The 21,649-nt window shown below is 59.5% G+C and carries 19 protein-coding genes and 1 pseudogene; 12 read left to right on the forward strand and 8 right to left on the reverse strand.

Annotated features, from left to right (window positions below; translation table 11 throughout):
* Positions 1–3: 3 nt before the first annotated feature.
* From BV390_RS20985 to mltB, 3 genes are all read right to left on the reverse strand, one after another.
* Positions 4–867 (reverse strand): metal ABC transporter permease, encoded by an 864-nt coding sequence (locus tag BV390_RS20985; RefSeq protein WP_032696784.1) that lies wholly within the window; start codon positions 865–867, stop codon positions 4–6.
* Positions 864–1,574: a metal ABC transporter ATP-binding protein gene (locus BV390_RS20990; RefSeq protein ID WP_163922884.1), complete on the reverse strand. Its 711-nt coding sequence runs from the start codon at positions 1,572–1,574 to the stop codon at positions 864–866. The genes BV390_RS20985 and BV390_RS20990 overlap by 4 nt, the downstream gene beginning before the upstream one ends.
* A 201-nt stretch (positions 1,575–1,775) precedes the next feature.
* The gene (mltB, locus tag BV390_RS20995; protein ID WP_004866842.1) at positions 1,776–2,849 is read right to left on the reverse strand and encodes a lytic murein transglycosylase B; all 1,074 of its coding nucleotides are present in this window, start codon (positions 2,847–2,849) and stop codon (positions 1,776–1,778) included.
* 298 nt (positions 2,850–3,147) lie between these two features.
* Between mltB and srlA the strand changes: the two genes are divergently transcribed.
* The 7 genes from srlA to gutQ all read left to right on the forward strand — a co-directional run bounded on the left by srlA (position 3,148) and on the right by gutQ (position 8,177).
* Positions 3,148–3,711 carry a PTS glucitol/sorbitol transporter subunit IIC gene (srlA, locus tag BV390_RS21000; RefSeq protein WP_085397304.1) on the forward strand — a complete coding sequence of 188 codons (564 nt, stop codon included), beginning with the start codon at positions 3,148–3,150 and terminating at the stop codon, positions 3,709–3,711.
* Positions 3,708–4,685, forward strand: coding sequence for a PTS glucitol/sorbitol transporter subunit IIB (srlE, locus tag BV390_RS21005; protein WP_032691007.1), 978 nt, complete (start codon positions 3,708–3,710; stop codon positions 4,683–4,685). The genes srlA and srlE overlap by 4 nt, the downstream gene beginning before the upstream one ends.
* A gap of 13 nt (positions 4,686–4,698) precedes the next feature.
* Positions 4,699–5,061, forward strand: a complete 363-nt coding sequence (gene srlB / locus BV390_RS21010; RefSeq protein ID WP_085397305.1) for a PTS glucitol/sorbitol transporter subunit IIA — start codon at positions 4,699–4,701, stop codon at positions 5,059–5,061.
* Between the two features lie 17 nt (positions 5,062–5,078).
* The gene (srlD, locus tag BV390_RS21015) at positions 5,079–5,858 is read left to right on the forward strand and encodes a sorbitol-6-phosphate dehydrogenase (protein WP_032691005.1); all 780 of its coding nucleotides are present in this window, start codon (positions 5,079–5,081) and stop codon (positions 5,856–5,858) included.
* A gap of 156 nt (positions 5,859–6,014) precedes the next feature.
* A complete protein-coding gene (gene gutM, locus BV390_RS21020) occupies positions 6,015–6,374 on the forward strand; it encodes a transcriptional regulator GutM (protein ID WP_032691004.1) in 360 nt (119 codons plus the stop codon).
* Positions 6,375–6,445: 71 nt separating this feature from the next.
* Positions 6,446–7,219, forward strand: coding sequence for a glucitol operon DNA-binding transcriptional repressor SrlR (srlR, locus tag BV390_RS21025; RefSeq protein WP_032691003.1), 774 nt, complete (start codon positions 6,446–6,448; stop codon positions 7,217–7,219).
* Complete coding sequence (gene gutQ / locus BV390_RS21030; RefSeq protein ID WP_015585883.1) at positions 7,212–8,177, forward strand: arabinose-5-phosphate isomerase GutQ; 966 nt, start codon at positions 7,212–7,214, stop codon at positions 8,175–8,177. The genes srlR and gutQ overlap by 8 nt, the downstream gene beginning before the upstream one ends.
* Here gutQ and norR read toward each other — a convergent pair.
* Positions 8,140–9,684 (reverse strand): nitric oxide reductase transcriptional regulator NorR, encoded by a 1,545-nt coding sequence (norR, locus tag BV390_RS21035; RefSeq protein WP_085397306.1) that lies wholly within the window; start codon positions 9,682–9,684, stop codon positions 8,140–8,142. The genes gutQ and norR overlap by 38 nt on opposite strands.
* Before the next feature lie 187 nt (positions 9,685–9,871).
* Between norR and norV the strand changes: the two genes are divergently transcribed.
* The 3 genes and pseudogenes from norV to BV390_RS31965 form a co-directional block, all read left to right on the forward strand.
* Positions 9,872–11,320 (forward strand): anaerobic nitric oxide reductase flavorubredoxin, encoded by a 1,449-nt coding sequence (gene norV, locus BV390_RS21045; protein WP_047663404.1) that lies wholly within the window; start codon positions 9,872–9,874, stop codon positions 11,318–11,320.
* Positions 11,317–12,450, forward strand: coding sequence for an NADH:flavorubredoxin reductase NorW (gene norW, locus BV390_RS21050; RefSeq protein ID WP_085397307.1), 1,134 nt, complete (start codon positions 11,317–11,319; stop codon positions 12,448–12,450). The genes norV and norW overlap by 4 nt, the downstream gene beginning before the upstream one ends.
* A 161-nt stretch (positions 12,451–12,611) precedes the next feature.
* Positions 12,612–12,686 (forward strand): annotated as a pseudogene (locus BV390_RS31965) (hypothetical protein); the annotation flags it as partial.
* A gap of 218 nt (positions 12,687–12,904) precedes the next feature.
* Here the strand turns inward: BV390_RS31965 and BV390_RS21055 are convergent.
* From BV390_RS21055 to BV390_RS21070, 4 genes are all read right to left on the reverse strand, one after another.
* A complete protein-coding gene (locus tag BV390_RS21055) occupies positions 12,905–13,918 on the reverse strand; it encodes a HoxN/HupN/NixA family nickel/cobalt transporter (RefSeq protein ID WP_085397308.1) in 1,014 nt (337 codons plus the stop codon).
* The gene (hypF, locus tag BV390_RS21060; RefSeq protein ID WP_085397309.1) at positions 13,915–16,149 is read right to left on the reverse strand and encodes a carbamoyltransferase HypF; all 2,235 of its coding nucleotides are present in this window, start codon (positions 16,147–16,149) and stop codon (positions 13,915–13,917) included. Before hypF ends, BV390_RS21055 begins: the two co-directional genes overlap by 4 nt.
* Before the next feature lie 9 nt (positions 16,150–16,158).
* On the reverse strand, positions 16,159–16,686 hold the full coding sequence (gene hydN / locus BV390_RS21065) for an electron transport protein HydN (RefSeq protein WP_032690996.1): 528 nt from the start codon (positions 16,684–16,686) through the stop codon (positions 16,159–16,161).
* Positions 16,687–16,833: 147 nt separating this feature from the next.
* A complete protein-coding gene (locus tag BV390_RS21070; RefSeq protein WP_047663408.1) occupies positions 16,834–17,847 on the reverse strand; it encodes a LacI family DNA-binding transcriptional regulator in 1,014 nt (337 codons plus the stop codon).
* Between the two features lie 266 nt (positions 17,848–18,113).
* On the opposite strand from BV390_RS21070, the gene ascF reads away from it, so the two are divergent.
* Positions 18,114–19,556: a PTS cellobiose/arbutin/salicin transporter subunit IIBC gene (ascF, locus tag BV390_RS21075; RefSeq protein ID WP_085397310.1), complete on the forward strand. Its 1,443-nt coding sequence runs from the start codon at positions 18,114–18,116 to the stop codon at positions 19,554–19,556.
* Between the two features lie 29 nt (positions 19,557–19,585).
* Positions 19,586–21,010: a 6-phospho-beta-glucosidase gene (locus BV390_RS21080; protein WP_032696777.1), complete on the forward strand. Its 1,425-nt coding sequence runs from the start codon at positions 19,586–19,588 to the stop codon at positions 21,008–21,010.
* The last annotated feature ends 639 nt before the right edge of the window (positions 21,011–21,649 follow it).

Below are 21,649 nucleotides of genomic sequence, written 5' to 3' on the forward strand. Positions count from 1 at the left end.
TCCTTACCCCATTAATTTACGCCAGCTGACGACCAGTCGGCTGCGCGTGCCAAAGAACACCGAAATAAAAAAGAGCCCGCTGGCGGTCAACACGATGGACGGCCCGGCCGGTAAATTCGCCGTCCACGACAGGCTTAACCCCATCCAGGCGCAAAAGCCGCCCATCAGCGCCGCCAGCAGCAAGGTACCGGGCAAGGTTCGCGCCCAGCAGCACGCCGCTACCGCCGGCAGCATCATCACGCCAACCGCCATCAGCGTCCCCAGCACCTGGAATCCAGCGACCAGATTGAGCACCAGCAGCGCCAGGAACAGACCGTGCAGCAGGGCCGGGAGCCGCGGATGGTTCACCTGCAGCCAGGCGCTATCAAAGGCTTCGCTAACCAACCCACGATAAAGCAGCGCGATGCAGAGCAGCGTCAGGCTGGCGACCCCGCTGACAAACAGCGCCGCGTCGTTATCCACCGCCAGAATCGAGCCAAACAGCAGATGCAGCAGATCAACGCTGGAGCCGCGAAGCGACACCAGCGTCACTCCCAGCGCCAGCGACCCGAGGTAAAACCCGGCAAAGCTGGCATCCTCTTTCAGCGGCGTGCGTCGGCTGACCCAGCCCGCCACCAGCGCCACGGCAATTCCGGCGATAAAACCGCCGATAGTCATGGCCAGCAGCGACATGCCGCTCACCAGGTAGCCCACCGCCACGCCGGGTAAAATGGCGTGCGACAGCGCATCGCCCATCAGACTCATGCGTCGCAGCAGTAAGAAGACGCCAAGCATGGTCGTGCTCAGAGAGAGCGCGAGGCACACCAGCAGCGCGCGGCGCATAAAGCCGAATTCAATGAAGGGCTGGAAAAAGGTATGCCAGATCATGCCAGCCTCGCAGAGCCGAAAGCGGGCAGCACGTCGTCCGTATTACCCCAGCGGGCGCGCTGCGGTTCCAGCAGCAGCGTTTCCGGGAAGTATTCAGCGACGCGCTGGTTATCATGCAACACCGCCAGTACCGTCTGCCCCTGCTGATGCATCTCAAGGATCAGCCCCATCAGCTCGCGGCTGGTAGCTTCATCAATGCCGGTAAAGGGTTCATCCAGCATAACCAGCGGCGCCTGTTGCACGATGACTCTGGCAAACAGCATTCGCTGGAACTGCCCGCCGGAGAGCGCCTCAATCGGCGTTTTCGCCATCGATGTCAGCCCCACGCGCTCCAGCGCGGCGCCGATACGCCGCCGGAACTCGCTACGGATCCCCCCCAGCAAAGAGACATGCGGCCAGGCGCCCTGACTCACCACGTCCTGTACCGTCAGCGGAAACTGCGATTCGAGGGCATGGCGCTGCGCCAGCCAGCCAATCACCGGACGCGATACCGTCCAGCGCAACCTGCCGCTGACCGGAGGAATAAAGCCGGCCAGCGTTTTCAACAGCGTTGATTTACCGCAGCCGTTCAGGCCGACAATGGCCGTCATACTGCCTGTCGCTATTACGCCGCTGAGGGCCGGCGTAATAGCCAGCTCTTCGTAACCGGCTACCAGATGATCGAGTTCAATCATGGCAGGGTTACCGCCCACCAGGTCGCCAGCCACAGGAGCGCCAGCAGCACACAGGCGATTCCTGCGCGTACCGCTGCGGATGTCATAAAAAGAGAAGTCACAGTCTTACCCAATCAATATGTTATAACGTAACAATATTAGATTGACGGAAAAATGTAAATCAGCGTCAACGGCGGGAAATGCTGCAAAATGTAACGGAACTCCCCTCATGACGAGGGGAGTATCGGGGAAAAGTTACTGTCCGCGGGCCTGAGAAACGGCCAGACCGAGCTGCCAGACGGCCATCGCGTAGTGGGTACTGTGGTTATAGCGGGTAATGGTGTAGAAGTTCGGCAGACCATACCAGTACTGGTAACCGGTACCGATATCCAGACGCAGCAGGCTGGCCTGCTGATGGTTGCCCAGCGGTTGCGTCGGCGTCAAGCCTGCCGCCGTAAGCTGCGAAATGCTGTAGTTGGTTTTGAAGCCATTCTCCAGGCCCGGCGCCTGACCCAGCGCCTGTACCGCAACCTGATCGCCGCTCACCCAGCCGTGCTGTTTGAAATAGTTCGCCACGCTGCCGATCGCGTCCACCGGATCCCACAGGTTAATGTGCCCGTCGCCATTGAAGTCCACCGCATACTGTTTATAAGAAGATGGCATAAACTGACCGTAGCCCATTGCTCCGGCGAAAGAACCTTTCAGGTTTAACGGATCATCTTGCTCGCTGCGCGCCATCAGCAGGAAGGTTTCCAGCTCACCAGAAAAATAGTCGGCGCGACGCGGGTAGCTAAACGACAGCGTCGCCAGGGCGTCGAGAATGCGGGTTTTGCCCATCACGCGACCCCAGCGGGTTTCTACGCCAATAATCCCGACAATAATTTCCGGCGGCACGCCGTACACCTGCCAGGCGCGGTTCAGCGCATCCTGATACTGGTTCCAGAATACGACACCGTTCTGCACGTTATCCGGAGTAATAAACTGTTTTTTGTAACGCAGCCAGGCGCCGTTAGGCCCTGACGGCGGCAGTCCGCTCGGCGCCTGGCGGTCCATCAGGCGCAGGACGTAATCCAGGCGTTTCGCCTGCGAGAGGATCTCATGCAGTTGCTGTCTGTCGAAGCCATGCTTGCTCACCATTTTATCGATGAACTGCTCCGCCGCCGGGTTGTTAGCGAAATCGCCCCCCATCTCCATCACATTATGCTGCGGCTCCAGCAAAAAACCGCCGCCTCCCGCCGTCTGGGGTTCTGCGGTGGTTTTAGGTTTGCTGCTACAGGCAGCGAGGAGAACACACAGGGGAAGTAAAGCCAGATAGCGACGCTTCAACATGGGACATCCGTTTAACAAATTTGGCAAAGGATAATTATGGTAAAGCATGCGGCCGTCAACAAGGAAGCGGCAATGTATTTGCGGACAAAATAGTCCCGACAGCACCGCCCTTTCCGGTTCATTATCCGTCCGTTCATCTCCCCCTGGCCTCGGCTTCCCCCCCTCTGAGCGCGCACAAACTTTCAAAATAAAATATTTACCTTTCATTTTGCGATCAATTTAACACTTTTAAATCTTTCAAAGTGATTAAAATGAGCTGCCAGTTAGCAAGAAAAATAACACTCTGAAGGAGAGAACAATGATTGAAGTCATTACCCACGGCGCCGAATGGTTTATCGGCCTGTTTCAGAAGGGAGGCGAGGTGTTTACCGGTATGGTCACCGGGATCCTGCCCCTGCTGATCAGTCTGCTGGTGATCATGAACGCGCTGATCAACTTTATCGGTCAGCAGCGGATCGAAAAGCTGGCGCAACGCTGCGCCGGCAATCCGATCTCACGCTATCTGCTGCTGCCCTGCATCGGCACCTTTGTGTTCTGTAACCCCATGACCCTGAGCCTCGGGCGCTTTATGCCCGAGAAGTACAAGCCCAGCTACTACGCGGCAGCCTCTTACAGCTGTCACTCTATGAATGGCCTGTTTCCCCATATCAACCCCGGCGAGCTGTTTGTCTATCTCGGGATTGCCAGCAGCCTGACCACGCTTGGCCTGCCGTTAGGTCCGCTGGCAGTGAGCTATCTGCTGGTGGGCCTGGTCACCAACTTCTTCCGCGGTTGGATCACCGATCTGACCACCTCGATTTTTGAGAAAAAAATGGGCATCCAGCTTGAGCAAAAAGTCCATCTTTCCGGAGCAACCTCATGACCCGTATTCGTATTGAAAAAGGCGCCAGCGGCTGGGGCGGCCCTCTTGAGCTGGACGCCGTTGCCGGTAAAAAGATCGTCTACATTACCGCCGGTACCCGCCCGGCAATCGTCGACAAGATCGCCAGTCTGACCGGCTGGCAGGCCGTCGACGGGTTTAAAGAAGGCGAGCCGCCGGAAGAGGAGATCGGCGTTGCCATTATCGACTGCGGCGGCACCTTACGCTGCGGCCTTTACCCGAAACGTCGTATCCCGACCGTCAATATCCACGCCACCGGCAAATCCGGCCCGCTGGCGCAATATATCGTCGAAGATATTTACGTCTCCGGGGTGAAAGAAGAGAACATTCGCCTGTTGACCCGCGACGGCACAGCGGCGCCAGAAGCGAAGCCGGGCCAGTCAGCCCCGCGGGATTACGATACCAGCAAAAAAATTACCGAGCAGAGCGATGGCCTGCTGGCGAAGGTCGGCATGGGAATGGGCTCCGTGGTGGCCGTGCTGTTCCAGTCCGGGCGCGACACCATCGACACGGTACTGAAAACCATCCTGCCGTTTATGGCTTTCGTCTCGGCGCTGATCGGCATCATCATGGCCTCCGGCATCGGTGACTGGATTGCCCACGGTCTGGCCCCGCTCGCCAGCCATCCTCTTGGCCTGGTCACGCTGGCCCTGATCTGCTCCTTCCCGCTGCTGTCGCCGTTCCTCGGCCCTGGTGCGGTTATCGCTCAGGTCATTGGCGTGCTGATCGGCGTGCAGATTGGCCTCGGCAATATTCCCCCGCACCTTGCGCTCCCCGCGCTGTTCGCCATTAACGCCCAGGCCGCCTGCGATTTTATTCCGGTTGGCCTGTCGCTTGCCGAAGCCCGTCAGGACACGGTACGCGTCGGCGTTCCTTCGGTGCTGGTGGGACGTTTTCTGACCGGTGCGCCAACGGTGCTGATCGCCTGGTTTGTGTCCGGATTTATTTACCAATAAGAGGTTCCTGAAGATGACCGTGATTTACCAGACCACGATTATGCGCATCGGCGCCAGCGCTACGCTGGCACTGGATGAGGAGATGCTGATTACCTTTCGCGAAGGCGCGCCGGCGGATATCGAGGAATATTGCTTTATTCACAATCACGGCGAGCTGTCCGGCACGCTGATGCCGGGCGCGGAGCTTCAGCTTGGCGAACAACGCTATCCGGTGACCGCCGTCGGCGATGTCGCCGAACAGAATCTGCGTGAGCTTGGCCATATCACGCTGCGCTTTGATGGCCATAGCGAAGCAGAGTTTCCGGGGACGGTCCACGTGTCTGGCCCCGTGCCGGACGCGATCGCACCCGGCTGTATATTGAAATTTGTTGCATGAGTTGTCAGGAGAAGACTATGAATCAGGTTGCTGTTGTCATCGGCGGTGGACAAACCTTAGGCGAGTTTCTGAGCAGGGGCCTTGCCGCTCAGGGGTATCGGGTTGCCGTTGTGGATATCCAAAGCGATAAAGCCACGCGCGTCGCGCAGGCTATCAACGACGAATATGGAGAAGGAATGGCATACGGCTTTGGCGCCGATGCCACCAGCGAGGCCAGCGTGATGGCCCTCGCCCGCGGCGTGGATGAAATATTCGCGCGGGTGGATCTGTTGGTGTATAGCGCCGGGATCGCCAAAGCGGCCTTTATCAGCGATTTCGCGCTCGGTGATTTTGACCGCTCGCTGCAGGTGAATCTGGTGGGCTACTTCCTCTGCGCTCGCGAATTTTCACGGCTGATGATTCGCGATGGGATCAAGGGGCGTATTATTCAGATCAACTCCAAATCCGGCAAAGTCGGCAGCAAGCATAATTCCGGCTATAGCGCAGCGAAGTTTGGCGGCGTCGGGCTGACCCAGTCGCTGGCGCTGGATCTGGCGGAATACGGCATTACCGTTCACGCATTGATGCTGGGCAACCTGCTGAAATCGCCGATGTTCCAGTCGCTGCTGCCGCAATATGCCAGCAAACTGGGTATTGCCGAGGACGAAGTCGAGCAGTATTACATCGACAAGGTGCCGCTGAAACGCGGCTGCGACTATCAGGATGTCCTGAACGTACTGATGTTTTATGCCAGCCCGCAGGCGTCTTACTGCACCGGACAGTCGATTAACATCACCGGCGGTCAGGTCATGTTTTAAACCCGGCGCAACCGGACCGGATGCCGTTTGTTCCCCGGTAGCGCTGCGCTGACCGGGCTACACGCCCGCAGAGATCTGCAGGTCCGTAGCCCGGTCAGGCGCAACGCGTCGCCTCCGGGAGAATTGACCCGAACCGCCCCCCCTCAGGAGACTTTTATGGTTAGTGCACTGATTACCGTCGCCGCGATCGCCTGGCTGGCACAACTGGCGCTTGGCGGCTGGCAGATTCGCCAGTTTAATCGCGCCTTTGACCGACTTTGCCAGCAGGGGCGGGTCGGCGTCGGGCGTTCATCGGGCCGCTTCAAACCGCGCGCGATCGTCGCCATCGCCTTTGACGACCACGATCGCGTCAGCGATACGCTGCTGATGCGAGGAGTGACCGTCTTCGCCCGCCCGCAAAAAATCCCCGCGATAAAGGGGCAATATCGTGAGGAATTGCGACCAGATATGATCTTTCCCCAGGATCCGCTCTGTCAGAATGCACTATCATTAGCGCTTAAACCGAAACATGTATAATTTCGTTGTAAAAGTAAATATCTTGCGAAATTATCACTTCGAAACTTAACGCAGGATAGGATACTACCGCTATGAAACCACGTCAGCGCCAGGCAGCCATTGTTGAGCATCTGCAAGCGCAGGGTAAATGCTCGGTTGAAGAGCTGGCGCAACACTTCGACACCACCGGCACCACCATACGCAAGGATCTGGTGATCCTCGAAAATGCCGGCACCGTTATTCGCACCTACGGTGGCGTGGTCCTCAACAAAGATGAGCCCGACCCACCCATCGATCATAAGACGCTCATTAACACCCATAAAAAAGCGCTGATCGCCGAAACAGCGGTGCACTACATCCACGATGGCGATTCGATCATCCTCGATGCCGGCAGCACGGTGCTGCAGATGGTGCCGCTGCTCAGCCGCTTCAATAACATCACGGTCATGACCAACAGCCTGCATATCGTCAACGCCCTCTCCGAACTGGATAATGAACAAACGATCCTGATGCCCGGCGGCACCTTCCGTAAAAAATCGGCCTCCTTTCACGGACAGCTGGCGGAAAACGCCTTCGAGCAGTTCAGCTTCGACAAACTGTTTATGGGTACCGACGGCATCGACCTGAACGCCGGCGTGACGACCTTCAACGAGGTTTATACCGTCAGTAAAGCGATGTGCAATGCCGCCAGAGAAGTGATCCTGATGGCCGACTCATCAAAGTTTGGCCGTAAGAGCCCGAACATCGTCTGCGGCCTCGAGCGCGTGGATAAGCTGATTACCGATGCCGGTATTGACCCGACATTCCAGCGGGCGCTGGAAAAGAAAGGCATCGAAGTGATTATTACTGGAGAAGAACATGAGTAACTTTCTGTTAGAAGCCGGACGCCAGACCCTGATGCTGGAGCTACAGGAGGCCAGCCGCCTGCCTGAACGCCTGGGCGACGACTTCATCCGCGCGGCGGAAACCATCATCCACTGCGAAGGGAAACTGGTGGTCTCCGGTATCGGTAAATCAGGCCATATTGGCAAAAAACTGGCGGCCACTTTCGCCAGTACCGGCACCCCGGCCTTTTTCGTCCATCCGGCGGAAGCGCTGCACGGCGACCTCGGGATGCTTGATGGTCGTGACGTGATGTTGTTTATCTCCTACTCCGGCAGCGCCAAAGAGCTGGATCTCATCGTCCCGCGTCTGGAAGAAAAAGGGATCCCGCTGCTGGCGATGACCGGAAAATCGCAATCCCCGCTGGCGCTGGCGGCAAAAGCGGTACTGGATATCGCCGTCGAACGCGAAGCCTGCCCGATGCATCTGGCCCCCACCTCCAGCACCGTCAACACCCTGATGCTCGGCGACGCGCTGGCAATGGCGGTCATGCAGGCCCGCGGTTTCAATGAAGAAGACTTCGCCCGTTCACACCCCGCCGGCGCCCTCGGCGCGCGGCTGCTGAACAAAGTTCACCATCTGATGCGCCGCGATGACGATGTCCCACGCGTCGACCTTGATACCCGCGTGATGGACGCGATGCTGGAGTTAAGTCGTACCGGGCTGGGTCTGGTCGCGGTCTGCGATGCGCAAAACCGCGTGCAGGGCGTCTTCACCGATGGCGACCTGCGCCGCTGGCTGGTCGGCGGCGGGACGCTCAACGATGCCGTTGCCCAGGCGATGACCCGCAACGGCGTCACCCTGCAGGCGGAAAGCCGCGCGGTCGAAGCCAAAGAGCGGCTGATGAAGCACAAAATCAGCGCCGCCCCGGTGGTCGACGAAAACGGCCTTCTGGTTGGAGCGATTAACCTGCAGAACTTCTATCAGGCCGGGATTCTTTAAGCCCCAGACGTTTCGCCAGCCGGTGCAGGTTGGCGACATCAAGCGCCAGCGCGCGGGCGGCAGCGGCCCAGTTGCGATGGTTATCCGCTAACGCGCGGGAAATCGCCTCGCGCTGGAATGCCTCGGTCGCCGCGCGCAGATTGATCGCCTGCATCGGCACCGCCGATGTCGCGGCGGGCAGTCCGGGCGCGTCGACGGCAAACTGAAAATGCGTCGGCTCCAGCCGCACCTCGTCGCCAGCCTGCGTCGCCCGCGCCAGCACTACCGCGCGATGAATCGCATGTTCCAGCTCGCGCACGTTGCCTGGCCACGGCCAACTGCGCAGACTTGCCCGCGTGGCGTCGCTCAACACCACCTGCGCCAGCCCCATCCGCAAACGACACTGTTCGCAGAAATATCCAGCTAACAGCACCACGTCATCGTCACGATCGCGCAGCGCCGGCACCGAGAGCGGAAACACGCTCAGGCGATGATAGAGATCGGCGCGAAAACGGCCGGCAATCACCTCCTGGCGCAGATCGCGGTTGGTGGCCGCCAGTACCCGCACGTCAACCCTCAGGCTGCGATCGTCGCCCACGCGTTGGATATCGCCATACTGCAATACGCGCAGCAGCTTGGCCTGCAGCGCCAGCGACAGCTCGCCAATCTCATCAAGAAACAGGGTCCCGTTATCGGCCATTTCAAACTTGCCGCTGCGGTGGCTGATAGCCCCGGTAAACGCCCCTTTCACATGTCCGAACAGCTCGCTTTCGGCCACGCTCTCCGGCAGCGCCGCACAGTTCAGATAGATCAGCGGATTGGCCGCCCGCGGCGACCCCTGGTGGACCGCTTTCGCCACCAGCTCTTTGCCGGTGCCTGTTTCGCCGCTAATCAGCACGTTCAAATCCGACGCGGCGACGATATCAATCTCTTTTTTCAGCTGCTGTATCGGCGCCGACAGGCCGATAATCTCCTGGCGGTCGGGGGGCGTATAGCTCGCGCTCGCCTCCGGCAGCACGTTCTGATTTTCGAGGCGGGCAATGAGCAGCGCGTTATTCAGCGCTCCTGCCACCAGCGCGGCAATCAGCCGTAGCTCCTCATCGCTGAAGCTATCGAAACGGTCGGCGTCCATACCGTCGAGGGTCAATGCGCCTATCAGGGTTTGTCCGGCAAACAGCGGCAGCCCCACGCAGGCGTGGACCTTGAGGCTCTCCTGGCCGGGAATCAGCCCGTCATAAGGGTCGGGCAGATCGCTGTCCGCCGGGAAGCGGACGACATCCCCCGCGCGAGCAATCGCCTCCAGCCGCGGGTGCCCGGCCAGCGCAAAGCGTCGCCCCAGCACATCCTGCGCCAGTCCGTCGATAGCCAGCGGCACAAACTGATGAGCGTCGTAGCGCAGCAGCGCCGAGGCATCGCATCCCAGCACCTGCCGCAGGGTGGCTATCAGACGCGAGAATCGATCGGCGTGACCAATATCGCTTTGTAAATCAATGGCGATTTTCGCCAGTACCTCTACGGAAAAGCTCATTGCAGCCTCATTGTCGTTTTGACAGTAATTATTGTCATAACGACTATTTTAACCATTGTCATTTTGACAGCAATCAGTTTAAGCAAAAACACATAATATATTTAAAATCAACCAATTAAAAAGTTGGCACGTAACTTGATATAAGCAACTCATCTTATTTGAACACGCTGAATTAATTGAGGTTGCTATGTCTATTCTGGTTAAAAATAATATTCATTGGGTTGGCCAACGTGACTGGGAAGTGCGTGATTTTCACGGCACCGAATACAAAACGCTGCGCGGCAGCAGCTATAACAGCTATCTCATCCGTGAAGAGAAAAATGTGCTGATTGATACCGTCGATCATAAATTCAGCCGCGAGTTCGTGCAGAACCTGCGTAGCGAGATCGATCTTGCCGATATTGACTACATCGTGATTAACCACGCGGAAGAAGACCATGCCGGTGCGCTAACCGAGCTGATGAACAGTATCCCGGATACTCCGATTTACTGCACCGCCAACGCCATTGACTCCATAACCGGCCATCACCATCACCCGGAGTGGAACTTTAACGTGGTGAAAACCGGCGACAGCCTCGACATCGGCAATGGCAAGCAGCTGATCTTCGTCGAAACGCCAATGTTGCACTGGCCGGACAGCATGATGACCTACATGACCGGCGACGCGGTACTGTTCAGCAACGACGCCTTCGGCCAACACTACTGCGACGAGCACCTGTTTAATGACGAAGTCGATCAGACCGAGCTGTTCGAACAGTGCCAGCGTTACTACGCCAATATCCTGACGCCGTTCAGCCGCCTGGTGACGCCAAAAATCACCGAAATCCTCGGCTTCAACCTGCCGGTCGACATGATAGCCACCTCCCACGGCGTGGTCTGGCGCGACAATCCGACGCAAATCGTCGAGCTGTACCTGAAATGGGCGGCGGATTATCAGGAAGATCGCATCACTCTCTTCTACGACACCATGTCCAACAACACCCGCATGATGGCCGATGCCATCGCCCAGGGAATTACCGACGTGGACCCGCGCGTAGCGGTAAAAATCTTTAACGTCGCCCGCAGCGACAAAAACGAAATTCTGACCAACGTCTTCCGCTCAAAAGGGGTGTTAGTGGGCACCTCGACCATGAATAACGTGATGATGCCGAAAATCGCCGGCCTGGTGGAGGAGATGACCGGCCTGCGTTTTCGCAATAAGCGCGCCAGCGCCTTCGGCTCTCACGGCTGGAGCGGCGGTGCGGTCGATCGCCTGTCCACCCGTTTACAGGATGCCGGTTTTGAAATGTCGCTGAGCCTGAAGGCCAAATGGCGCCCGGACCTCGACGCGCTGGAGCTGTGCCGCGAACACGGCCGTGAAATTGCCCGCCAGTGGGCGCTCTCGCCGCTGCCGGTCGCCGCAGCACAGAGCGGGCCGGAACAGGAAAACTGCGCTTGTGCCGCCGCTGCGGCAGCCGATCTCGGCCCGTCGATGCAGTGCAGCGTCTGCCAGTGGGTTTACGATCCGGCGACAGGCGAGCCGAACCAGGATGTCCAGCCGGGGACGCCGTGGAGCGAGGTCCCGGATAACTTCCTGTGCCCGGAATGCTCTCTCGGTAAAGAGGTATTTGATGTCCTGGCAACGGAGGCGGTATGAGCGATGGTATCGTGATCATCGGCTCGGGCTTTGCGGCCCGTCAACTGGTGAAAAATATTCGTAAGCAGGATACGCACATTCCGCTGACGCTGATCGCCGCCGACAGCATGGATGAGTACAACAAACCGGATCTCAGCCACGTCATCAGCCGCGGTCAGAATGCCGAGGATCTGACCCTGCAAACCGCCGGGGAGTTTGCCGAACAGTATAACCTGCGCCTGTTCCCCCACGTCCGGGTGAGCAATATCGACGCCGAGGCCAAAGTGGTCAAAAGCCAGGATCGCGAGTGGCGCTACGACAAGCTGGTGCTGGCGACCGGCGCCGCGCCGTTTATTCCGCCGGTACCCGGGCATGAGCTGATGCTGACCCTCAACAGCCAACGCGAATACGGCGCCGCGCAGAGTCAGCTCCACGATGCGCAACGCGTGCTGATCGTCGGCGGCGGCCTGATTGGCTGCGAGCTGGCGATGGACTTCTGCCGCGCCGGAAAGGCGGTGACGGTAGTCGATAACTCCGCCAGCGTGCTCTCAGCGTTGATGCCGCCGGAGGTCAGCAGCCGCCTGCAGCATCGGTTAACCGATATAGGCGTGCACCTGATGCTGAAAACCCAGCTTGCAGGGCTGGAGCAAACCGCCGACGGCATTCGCGTCAGCCTCGACCGCCAGCGCAGCGTCACCGTCGATGCGGTGGTCGCCGCCGCCGGTCTACGCCCGGAAACGGCGCTGGCGCGCCATGCCGGGTTGCTGATTCGTCGTGGCGTGGTGGTGAATAGCCGGCTGCAAACCAGCGATCCGGCAATTTACGCCCTCGGCGACTGCGCGGAAATCAATGGCAGCGTCCTGCCATTTCTGCAGCCGATTTTACTGAGCGCGATGTGCCTCGCTAAAAACCTGCTGTCGCAGGCGAGCGAACTGACGCTGCCGCCGATGCTGGTGAAGGTGAAAACCCCGGATCTGCCGCTGCATCTGGCCGGAGATACGCGGCGCGAAGACCTAACATGGAATATCGTTGCCGCCAACGACGGCCTGGTGGCTAAAGGCGTGGATGCGGAAAACCAGCTGCGTGCTTTTGTGGTCAGCGAGGAGCGAATGAAGGAGGCCTTTGCATTGCTCAAACAATTGGTACGTTAAGCTGCCCGAACGGGCGTTATTCCCGGGTGGCGGCGTAAACGCCTTACCCGGGCTACAGATTCTGCACCGGTATTTTGCCGGGTGGCACGACGCTTACCCGGCCTGCCGTTTGGCATTTGTCCCGTAGGCCCGCGCAAGCGCAGCGCCGCCGGGCAGCATGCCAGCTGCGTGCTTTTGTGGTCAGCAAGGAGCGAATGAAAGAGGCCTTTGCATTGCTCAAACAATTGGTACGTTAAGCTGCCCGAACGGGCGTTATTCCCGGGTGGCGGCGTAAACGCCTTACCCGGGCTACAGATTCTACGCCGGTATTTCGCCGGGTGCCGCGACGCTTACCCGACCTGCCGTTCGGCATTTGTCCCGTAGGCCCGCGCAAGCGCAGCGCCGCCGGGCAGCATGCCATCCGACCTCAGGTAGCCCAGTTAAGCGCAGCGCGAGCCGGGACGATATCCCCGACCTACTGCGCCAGGTTATCGTATCCGCGCCAGCGGTAATTGAGCACCGACAGCACCCAGCAGGCGACAAACAGCCCGATAACCACAAAACCGGCGTCGCCGAGATTATCGTTCAGCGCGCCGACCCAGCGCCATAGCCCGCCGCTGAGCGAAAACTTGTCCATCAGCAGCCCCAGCGCTTCCAGACCACCGATAAATAACGCCACCACCACCGACGTACCGGTAATGGTCATATTGTAATAGAGCTTGCGCTGCGGTTTGCTAAACGCCCAGCCGTAGGCGCCGACCATCAGCACATTATCGAGGGTATCCACCAGCGCCATGCCGCTGGCAAACAGCGCCGGAAAGACCATGATCGACCAGATGGACATGCCGCTTGACGCGCTGGCGGCAGAAATCCCCAGTACGCCGATCTCTGTCGCGGTATCAAAACCGAGGCCGAACAAAAAGCCCACCAGGTACATCTGCCAGCTGCGACTAATCAGGCGGAAGGTTTTACCGAACAGCCAGCTCATCATGCCGCCGCCGGCCGCCACCTCATCGCTCACCTTGCCGCCTCTCTTCCACGCGCGAAAACTGCGCCAGACGCTGCGTAAAATCACCAGGTTGATAAACGCCATCAGCAATAAAAACAGCGCCGAGATCGCTGTACCAATCACGCTGCCGGTATCGTGAAGCCAGTTCATCTGCTGGCCGAAAGCGGTGGCGGTCGCGGCAATCGCCGCCGAAGCCAGCACCACAATCGACGAGTGGCCAAACGAGAACCAGGCTCCGACGGCAAAAGGCCGCCGCCCCTGTTGCATCATTTTGCGGGTGACGCTGTCGATCGCCGCGATATGGTCGGCATCGACCGCATGGCGCAATCCGTACCCCCAGGCCAGCAGACTCGCCGCCATCAGCGAGCCGCTATCGCCAAACGCCTGCCAGGCCCAACCCCAGGCGAGCAGATTTGCCACAATCAGTCCCAGCACCAGCGCAGCGGCACGCGGCTGCTGGCGTAAAATTGTCACGATCATGATGATATCCTGTGAGCCTGCCGACGGGCCGCGGCCACGACCGCCTGACCAAACGCGATTGCCCCATCTCCGGCAGGTAGCTGCTGCGGAAACAGCAGAGTAAAATCCGCCAGATAAAAGGTCAATCGTGAGACCAGCAGCCGGTTATGCAACACGCCGCCGCTGAATGCCAACGTAGTCATCCCGCGCGACGTTGCACAATCGCGCGCCATCTCTGCCACTCCGCGGGCCAGCGCATCGTGAAAAGCCCAGGCTTTTTGTTCACGGCTCGCCCGCCACCCCAGCCACTGCGGCCAGAACGCGGCCAGATCCAGCTCCCCCGCCTGCCACGGCAGGCGAACAGGATGCGCAACGCCATCGCAGGCGGTGGCCAACGCCTCCAGCCGGCAGGCCGCCTCCCCCTCATAGCTCAGGCTATCCGGCGCGCAGCCCAGCGCGCAGGCCACCGCATCGAACAGGCGCCCGCAGGATGACGCCTTCGGCGCATTCATTCCCCGCTCAATAGCCCGCGCCAGCAGCGGCCAGTTGTGCTGGCGCAGCGCCGCGGTTTGCGCATCGTTTTGCCAGTCGTCAACGTAGGCCAGGCAGTGGGCCAGCAAATTACGCCACGGTTGACGAGCAGCCAGATCGCCGCCGGGGAGCGCCACCGCCGGCAGTCCGCCCAGGCGTTCGCACTGCCGGTAATTCACCCGCAGGCACTCGCCGCCCCACAGCGCGCCGTTTTCCCCCATGCCGATACCGTCGAGGACCACGGCAATCACATCGCCGCCATCCAGCGGCCAGCCGTGTTCCGCCAGGCAGGCGGCGGCATGAGCATGGTGATGCAGGACGCGCTCAACCGGCAGCGCCAACGAGGCCGCCCACTGCGTCGAACGGTAGCCCGGATGCGCATCGCTGACCACCAGACTGGGGGTAAAGCCATAAACCGCCTGCATCAGACGCCGCGCCTGATGCCACTGCTGTTCTACGCCCTCATCGCCGAGGTCGCCGAAGTGCTGACTCACTACCGCCTGCTCTCCGCGCGCCAGACAAAAGGTATTTTTCATATCGGCGCCGAGGCACAGCAGCGGCGGCACGTCGTGAAACCCCGGCGGTAACGGCATTGCGTCAGGCACATAGCCCCGCGAACGCCGTAGCATTTCACCACTTTGCCGCATCACAGAGTCGTCCATCCGCTGCACGATGTCGCGGTTGTGCAGCAGAAAGCCATCGGCAATCCCGGCCAAATCGCGCAGAGCATCGGCGTTGGCGATCGCCGGCGGCCGCCCGCTCAGGTTGCCGGAGGTCATCACCAGAGGGCGCGCCAACGCCTGCAAAACCAGATGCTGCAACGGATTAGATGGCAGCATCACCCCCACTTCATTCAGCGCTGGCGCAATGTCGTCACACAGGCCATCGACCTGCGATTTCTCTATCAATACGATGGGCGCCGCGGGTGAAGTCAGTAACGCCTGCGCCGCTTCCGCCAGGCCATCCGCCGCCGGCAGCATCACCGCCAGCGGCTTTGCCGGACGATGTTTGCGTGCGCGTAACGCCGCCACCGCGCGCGGATTGCCGGCATCGCACACCAGATGAAAACCGCCCACGCCCTTGATGGCGACAATCTGCCCGGCCTGTAGCTGATGAATCGCTGCCTGCAATGCCGCTTCTCCGACCAGCGACTCGCCTTCCGCGCGCCACTCCAGACGCGGGCCGCAGTCGGCGCAGGCTACCGGCTGAGCATGAAAACGTCGGTCGCCAGGGTGGCGGTACTCGGCCTCGCAGCGCGGACAGAGCGGAAAAGGAGCCATCGAGGTAAAGGGGCGGTCATAGGGCATCGCGCGAATAATGGTGAAACGCGGCCCACAGTGAGTACAGTTAATAAACGGGTAGCGATAGCGGCGCTCCTGCGGATTGTTCATCTCCGCCAGGCACGCCGGGCAGGTGGCCGCATCGGGCACAATCTGGGTACGCATACTTCCGCCGCCGCTTTCGCGGATGGCGAAATCCTGCGGCGGCGTACGCCAGTGAAACGGCCGGGTTTCCACGCTGTCGATACGCGCCAGCGGCGGGCAGCGGCGGGTCAGCGCGGCGAGAAACGCCGCCTCATCGCCCAACAGGCGCACCAGTACGCCGTCACCGTCGTTACATACGTCGCCGCAGCGAGCTGACTGCTGCGCCAGCTGCCAGACAAAGGGGCGGAAGCCCACCCCCTGCACTTTACCGCGAATGCGAATCTGCACCCCGTTCATCGTGCCGCCTTACCAGGCCAGCGCCGTACGACGACGTTTTTCGATATTCATCTGCTCAAGCTTATTGCGGTCCACGCAAATCAGCGCATGCGTCGGGCAGGCCTCTATACAGGCGGGGCCCTCCTCCCGGTGATGGCAAAGATCGCATTTATTGGCTTCCGCTTTTTCCGCCATCACGTTCAGCCCGGCACCGCTATGACGAATCACCGGACGCACCACCACCTCCATCGCGCCGTACGGACAGGCCACCACGCAGGTTTTGCAGCCGATGCAGCGCTCCTGCATCACGTGAATAAAGCCTTTATCCCTGGCGATCGCGCCGTTCGGACAGACGTTGGCGCACGGCGCGTCTTCACATTGGCGGCAGGCGGTCGCCGTCGAGACGTTGACGCCTTTGATCACATGGATACGCGGTAAGAAGGATTTTGGCGTCAGCGCGGCGCAGTCCTGATTTTCCTGATGAGAGACCACGCAGGCCACTTCACAGGTGCGGCAGCCGATGCATTTGCTCGCGTCGGCAATAATGAAACGGTTCATCCATTTCTCCAGCAGTAAGAAGGTTACGCGGCGGAGTATGCATAATACGTTCCAACTTTTATCGCACTGATAATAAAGGAAATGAATCACATATAGGCGGGGAACAGATTCTGTCATCGTCACATCTGACGATGACAGATGACGACGTCAGGCGAACGGTCCCGGGGCAATAGAGTCACGTTCAAGCAGCTCGCCGGGGAAGGTTTGCTGATATTTTAAATCACCGCCGTCGAGCATAAAGATCAGTCGGTTAATGCTCTCCTTGATCATCTCCGTCACCGGTATCTTGACGCTGGAGAGCGCCGGAACCATATACGGCGCCAACACGATATCATCGAAGCCGATGACCGAGACCTGTTGCGGAATCCGCACGCCCTGCTGATGTAGCTGCTTCATCGCGCCAATTGCCATGTCGTCATTGCTCGCCACCAGCGCACTGTAACGGGCATCGCGCTGACGCAGCGTCTCTACGCCAGCAGCGCCGCTTTCCGGGGTCCATTTGCCCTCAACGATCAGATCATTATGCAGCGAAATCCCGTGTTTCGTCAGCGCATCTTTATAGCCGGAAAGGCGTTCAATCCCGGTAGGCGAATCCAGCGAGCCGGTGATAAATGCGATATCACGATGGCCGTGGGCAATCAGTTTTTCGACCGCCGTAAACGCCGAGGCTTTTTGATCGGACCAGACGCAGTGGCTGGCGTTGCGCCGCAGTCGGCGGTTGAGCACCATAATCGGCTGCGGCTGGTTTTCTACGATTTCATCCATTTCATCAACGCTGAGAAAACGCGGATAGATGATAATGGCATCGCAGCGCAGGTCGAGCAGGTACTGGATCGCCTCGCGCTCTTCTTCCGCGCTGTGCTTGCCGTCGGCCAGAATCAGCTGCCGTCCCTTGTCTTCCGTCATCCGCGCAACGTGAAACAACAACTCGCTAAAATAGACCCCGTGATAAAGGGTGTTGGTTACCACCAGCCCCAGCGTCTGGCTCTTTTTGGTAGCCAGATTACGCGCCAGCAGATTGGGCCGGTAGCCGCTTTCCGCTACGGCCTGAAATACGCGATCTTTCGTTTCCTGGCTGACATAGCCGTTGCCCGACAGTACCCGGGAAACGGTCGCCTTCGATACTCCCGCGCGTTTCGCCACCTCCAGCATCGTTGCCATGTTGTTCTTCCTGTTGCAAAAGATGCCCGCAGTGTACTGCACGCCTCGCCGTTTTACAGCTTTGACTCGCGCGCAGCGCAGATTCTTTTTCATTTCACATAGCGATCAAAATCACAAAACTTAAAAATGATTTTTTTAGATCTTGTTAGAACAAATGAAACTCATCATGATTTTGTGGAACCGGTTTCCTATATATCCCTGATAGCGCACGATCCTCAGGTGCGATAACCAGCCAGTACCCTATTGATTAAACAGGATAAAATCCGATGTCTAAAAATTACGCAGCCCTGGCAAAGCAAATTCTGACGGCAACAGGCGGGGCGGATAACATCACGGCAGTCACCCACTGTATGACCCGTCTGCGTTTTGTGGTCAAAGATGATGCGCGGGTGGACAGCGCCGCGCTGAAAAGCCTGAAAGGCGTGCTTGGCGTGGTGCGCAGCGACAATCAGTGTCAGGTGATCATCGGCAATACGGTATCGCAGGCGTTTCGCGAAGTAGTCAATCTGCTGCCGGACAATATGCGCCCCGCGGAACCTCAGGGAAAACCGCCGCTGACGTTAAAACGTATCGGCGCCGGGATCCTCGATGCGCTGATCGGCACCATGTCACCGCTGATCCCTGCCATCATCGGCGGATCGATGGTCAAACTGCTGGCGATGATCCTCGAGATGAGCGGCGTCCTGCCTAAAGGTTCGCCCACGCTGACCATTTTGACCGTTATCGGCGACGGCGCCTTTTTCTTCCTGCCGCTGATGGTCGCCGCCTCTGCGGCGGTAAAATTCAAAACCAATATGTCGCTGGCGATTGCCATTGCCGGGGTGCTGGTCCATCCGAGCTTTATTGAGCTGATGGCAAAAGCGGCCCAGGGTGAGCACGTCGAGTTCGCCTTTATTCCGGTGACGGCGGTGAAATACACCTATACCGTCATTCCGGCGCTGGTGATGACCTGGTGCCTGTCATATATCGAACGCTGGGTCGATCGCATTACTCCGGCGGTGACGAAAAACTTCCTCAAGCCGATGCTGATCGTGCTGATCGCCGCTCCGCTGGCGATCCTGCTGATAGGGCCGCTCGGGATCTGGATCGGCAGCGCCATCTCCGCGCTGGTGTACACCATTCATAGCTATCTGGGCTGGCTGTCGGTGGCCATTATGGGCGCCCTGTGGCCGCTGCTGGTGATGACCGGGATGCACCGCGTTTTCACCCCGACCATTATTCAGACCATTGCGGAAACCGGTAAAGAAGGGATGGTGATGCCGTCAGAAATCGGCGCCAACCTGTCGCTGGGCGGCTCATCGCTGGCGGTAGCCTGGAAAACTAAAAATCCGGAGCTGCGCCAGACTGCGCTGGCGGCCGCGGCCTCCGCCATTCTGGCCGGTATCTCCGAACCGGCGCTGTACGGTGTCGCGGTGCGGCTCAAACGTCCGCTCATCGCCAGCCTGATCAGCGGTTTCATCTGCGGTGCGGTGGCCGGTATTGCCGGGCTTGCCAGCCACTCGATGGCGGCGCCGGGCCTGTTCACCAGCGTCCAGTTCTTTGACCCGGCTAACCCGATGTCTATCGTCTGGGTCTTCGGCGTGATGGCGCTGGCGGTGGTGCTCTCATTCGTACTGACGCTGCTGCTCGGCTTTGAAGATATCCCGGTAGAAAAGGCCGCAGCCGATGCCAGAGCGCGCCAGACCACGACCCGACCATCACACGTCTGAACACTATTTTTTTGCAAGCGAGGTAACGCATGTCGACTTTTCCACACGGGTTTTTATGGGGCGGCGCGCTGGCCGCAAACCAGTCTGAAGGGGGGTATCTCGAGGGCGGCAAAGGGCTGACCACCGTGGATACGCTGCCCCACGGCGCGAACCGCATGCCGGTTAAGCTCGGGCTGGAGAAGCGTTTTCAGCTGCGTGACGATGAATTTTACCCGAGCCACGAGGCCATCGATTTTTATCATCGCTACAAAGAAGATATCGCCCTGATGGCGGAGATGGGCTTTAGCGTCTTTCGCACCTCAATTGCCTGGAGCCGCCTGTATCCCAACGGCGATGAGCTGGAGCCGAATCAAGAAGGGATCGCCTTTTATCGCTCGCTGTTTGAAGAGTGCAAAAAGTACGGGATTGAGCCGCTGGTAACCCTTTGCCACTTCGATGTGCCGATGCATCTGGTCATTGAATACGGTTCATGGCGCAATCGTAAAATGGTGGAGTTCTTTACCCGCTACGCCCGCACCTGCTTTGAAGCCTTCGACGGGCTGGTGAAATACTGGCTCACCTTCAACGAAATCAACATCATGCTCCATAGTCCCTACTCCGGCGCCGGGTTGGTGTTTGAAGAGGGAGAGAACCAGGAGCAGGTGAAGTACCAGGCGGCTCACCACGAGCTGGTGGCCAGCGCGCTGGCCACCCAAATCGCCCACGAGGTTAACCCGCTCAACCAGGTCGGCTGTATGCTGGCGGGCGGCAATTTTTATCCCTGGTCCTGTAAGCCGGAAGATGTGTGGATGGCGCTGGAAAAGGACCGGGAGAACCTGTTCTTTATCGATGTTCAGGCGCGCGGCGCCTACCCGGTATGGGCAGCGCGGGTATTCCGCGAAAAGGGGGTCGTGATCGCCAAAGAGCCGGGCGATGACGAGATTCTCAAGCATACCGTGGATTTTGTCTCTTTCAGCTATTACGCCTCGCGCTGTGCCTCAGCAGAGATGAATGCGCATAACACCAACGCTGCCAATATCGTTAAATCACTGAAGAACCCGCATATTCAGGCCAGTGAATGGGGCTGGGGCATTGACCCGCTCGGCCTGCGCATCACGATGAATATGATGTATGACCGCTATCAGAAGCCGCTGTTCCTGGTGGAAAACGGCCTCGGCGCCCGCGACGAGATTGATGGCAACGGCGAGATTCACGATGACTATCGCATCAGCTATTTGCGCGAGCATATCAAAGCGATGCGCGATGCTATCGAGGACGGGATCCCGGTAATGGGCTACACCAGCTGGGGCTGTATCGATCTGGTTTCTGCCTCAACCGGCGAGATGAGCAAGCGCTACGGCTTTGTCTATGTCGATCGCGATGATGCCGGCAACGGCACGCTTGAGCGCAAGCGTAAAAAATCGTTCTGGTGGTACAAGAAGGTGATTGCCAGCAACGGCGAAGACCTCGAGTAGCGCGTATTGCCGGGCGGCGCTGCGCTTGCTCCGGCCTACAAGACCGTAGGCCCGGTAAGCCAGGAGCCCGGCAGGTGCGCGGCACCGCCTGCAGGAATTCCCGGGGCGCTGCGCTTGCAGCAGCCTACAAGACCGTAGGCTCGGTAAGCCAGTGCCCGGGCAGGTGCGCGGCACCTCCTGCGGGAACTCGCCGGACGGCGCTGCGCTTGCAACGGCCTACAAGACCGTAGGCCCGGTAAGCCAGTGCCCGGGCAGGTGCGCGGCACCGCCTGCGGGAACTCGCCGGACGGCGCTGCGCTTGCTCCGGCCTACAAGACCGTAGACCCGGTAAGCCAGTACCCGGGCAGGTGCGCGGCACCGCCTGCGGGAACTCGCCGGGCGGCGCTGCGCTTGCTCCGGCCTACAAGACCGTAGGCCCGGTAAGCCAGTGCCCGGACAGGTGCGCGGCACCGCCTGCGGGAACTCGCCGGGGGCGCTGCGCTTGCAGCAGCCTACAAGACCGTAGGCCCGGTAAGCCAGGAGCCCGGACAGGTGCACGGCACCGCCTGCGGGAACTCGCCGGGCGGCGCTGCGCTTGCACCGGCCTACAAGACCGTAGGCCCGGTAAGCCAGTGCCCGGGCAGATGCGCGCCACCGCCT

Source organism: Klebsiella sp. YJ (genome assembly GCF_002108615.1).
In the GTDB taxonomy this organism is placed as follows: Bacteria; Pseudomonadota; Gammaproteobacteria; order Enterobacterales; family Enterobacteriaceae; genus Klebsiella; species Klebsiella planticola.

What these genes read in the sequence shown, in the direction of transcription:
- BV390_RS20985 (WP_032696784.1), bottom strand. Translation starts at nt 867, where the DNA reads ATGATCTGGCATACCTTTTTCCAGCCCTTCATTGAATTCGGCTTTATG.
- mltB (WP_004866842.1), bottom strand. Translation starts at nt 2,849, where the DNA reads ATGTTGAAGCGTCGCTATCTGGCTTTACTTCCCCTGTGTGTTCTCCTC.
- srlA (WP_085397304.1), top strand. Translation starts at nt 3,148, where the DNA reads ATGATTGAAGTCATTACCCACGGCGCCGAATGGTTTATCGGCCTGTTT.
- srlE (WP_032691007.1), top strand. Translation starts at nt 3,708, where the DNA reads ATGACCCGTATTCGTATTGAAAAAGGCGCCAGCGGCTGGGGCGGCCCT.
- srlB (WP_085397305.1), top strand. Translation starts at nt 4,699, where the DNA reads ATGACCGTGATTTACCAGACCACGATTATGCGCATCGGCGCCAGCGCT.
- srlD (WP_032691005.1), top strand. Translation starts at nt 5,079, where the DNA reads ATGAATCAGGTTGCTGTTGTCATCGGCGGTGGACAAACCTTAGGCGAG.
- gutM (WP_032691004.1), top strand. Translation starts at nt 6,015, where the DNA reads ATGGTTAGTGCACTGATTACCGTCGCCGCGATCGCCTGGCTGGCACAA.
- srlR (WP_032691003.1), top strand. Translation starts at nt 6,446, where the DNA reads ATGAAACCACGTCAGCGCCAGGCAGCCATTGTTGAGCATCTGCAAGCG.
- gutQ (WP_015585883.1), top strand. Translation starts at nt 7,212, where the DNA reads ATGAGTAACTTTCTGTTAGAAGCCGGACGCCAGACCCTGATGCTGGAG.
- norR (WP_085397306.1), bottom strand. Translation starts at nt 9,684, where the DNA reads ATGAGCTTTTCCGTAGAGGTACTGGCGAAAATCGCCATTGATTTACAA.
- norV (WP_047663404.1), top strand. Translation starts at nt 9,872, where the DNA reads ATGTCTATTCTGGTTAAAAATAATATTCATTGGGTTGGCCAACGTGAC.
- norW (WP_085397307.1), top strand. Translation starts at nt 11,317, where the DNA reads ATGAGCGATGGTATCGTGATCATCGGCTCGGGCTTTGCGGCCCGTCAA.
- BV390_RS21055 (WP_085397308.1), bottom strand. Translation starts at nt 13,918, where the DNA reads ATGATCGTGACAATTTTACGCCAGCAGCCGCGTGCCGCTGCGCTGGTG.
- hypF (WP_085397309.1), bottom strand. Translation starts at nt 16,149, where the DNA reads ATGAACGGGGTGCAGATTCGCATTCGCGGTAAAGTGCAGGGGGTGGGC.
- hydN (WP_032690996.1), bottom strand. Translation starts at nt 16,686, where the DNA reads ATGAACCGTTTCATTATTGCCGACGCGAGCAAATGCATCGGCTGCCGC.
- BV390_RS21070 (WP_047663408.1), bottom strand. Translation starts at nt 17,847, where the DNA reads ATGGCAACGATGCTGGAGGTGGCGAAACGCGCGGGAGTATCGAAGGCG.
- ascF (WP_085397310.1), top strand. Translation starts at nt 18,114, where the DNA reads ATGTCTAAAAATTACGCAGCCCTGGCAAAGCAAATTCTGACGGCAACA.
- BV390_RS21080 (WP_032696777.1), top strand. Translation starts at nt 19,586, where the DNA reads ATGTCGACTTTTCCACACGGGTTTTTATGGGGCGGCGCGCTGGCCGCA.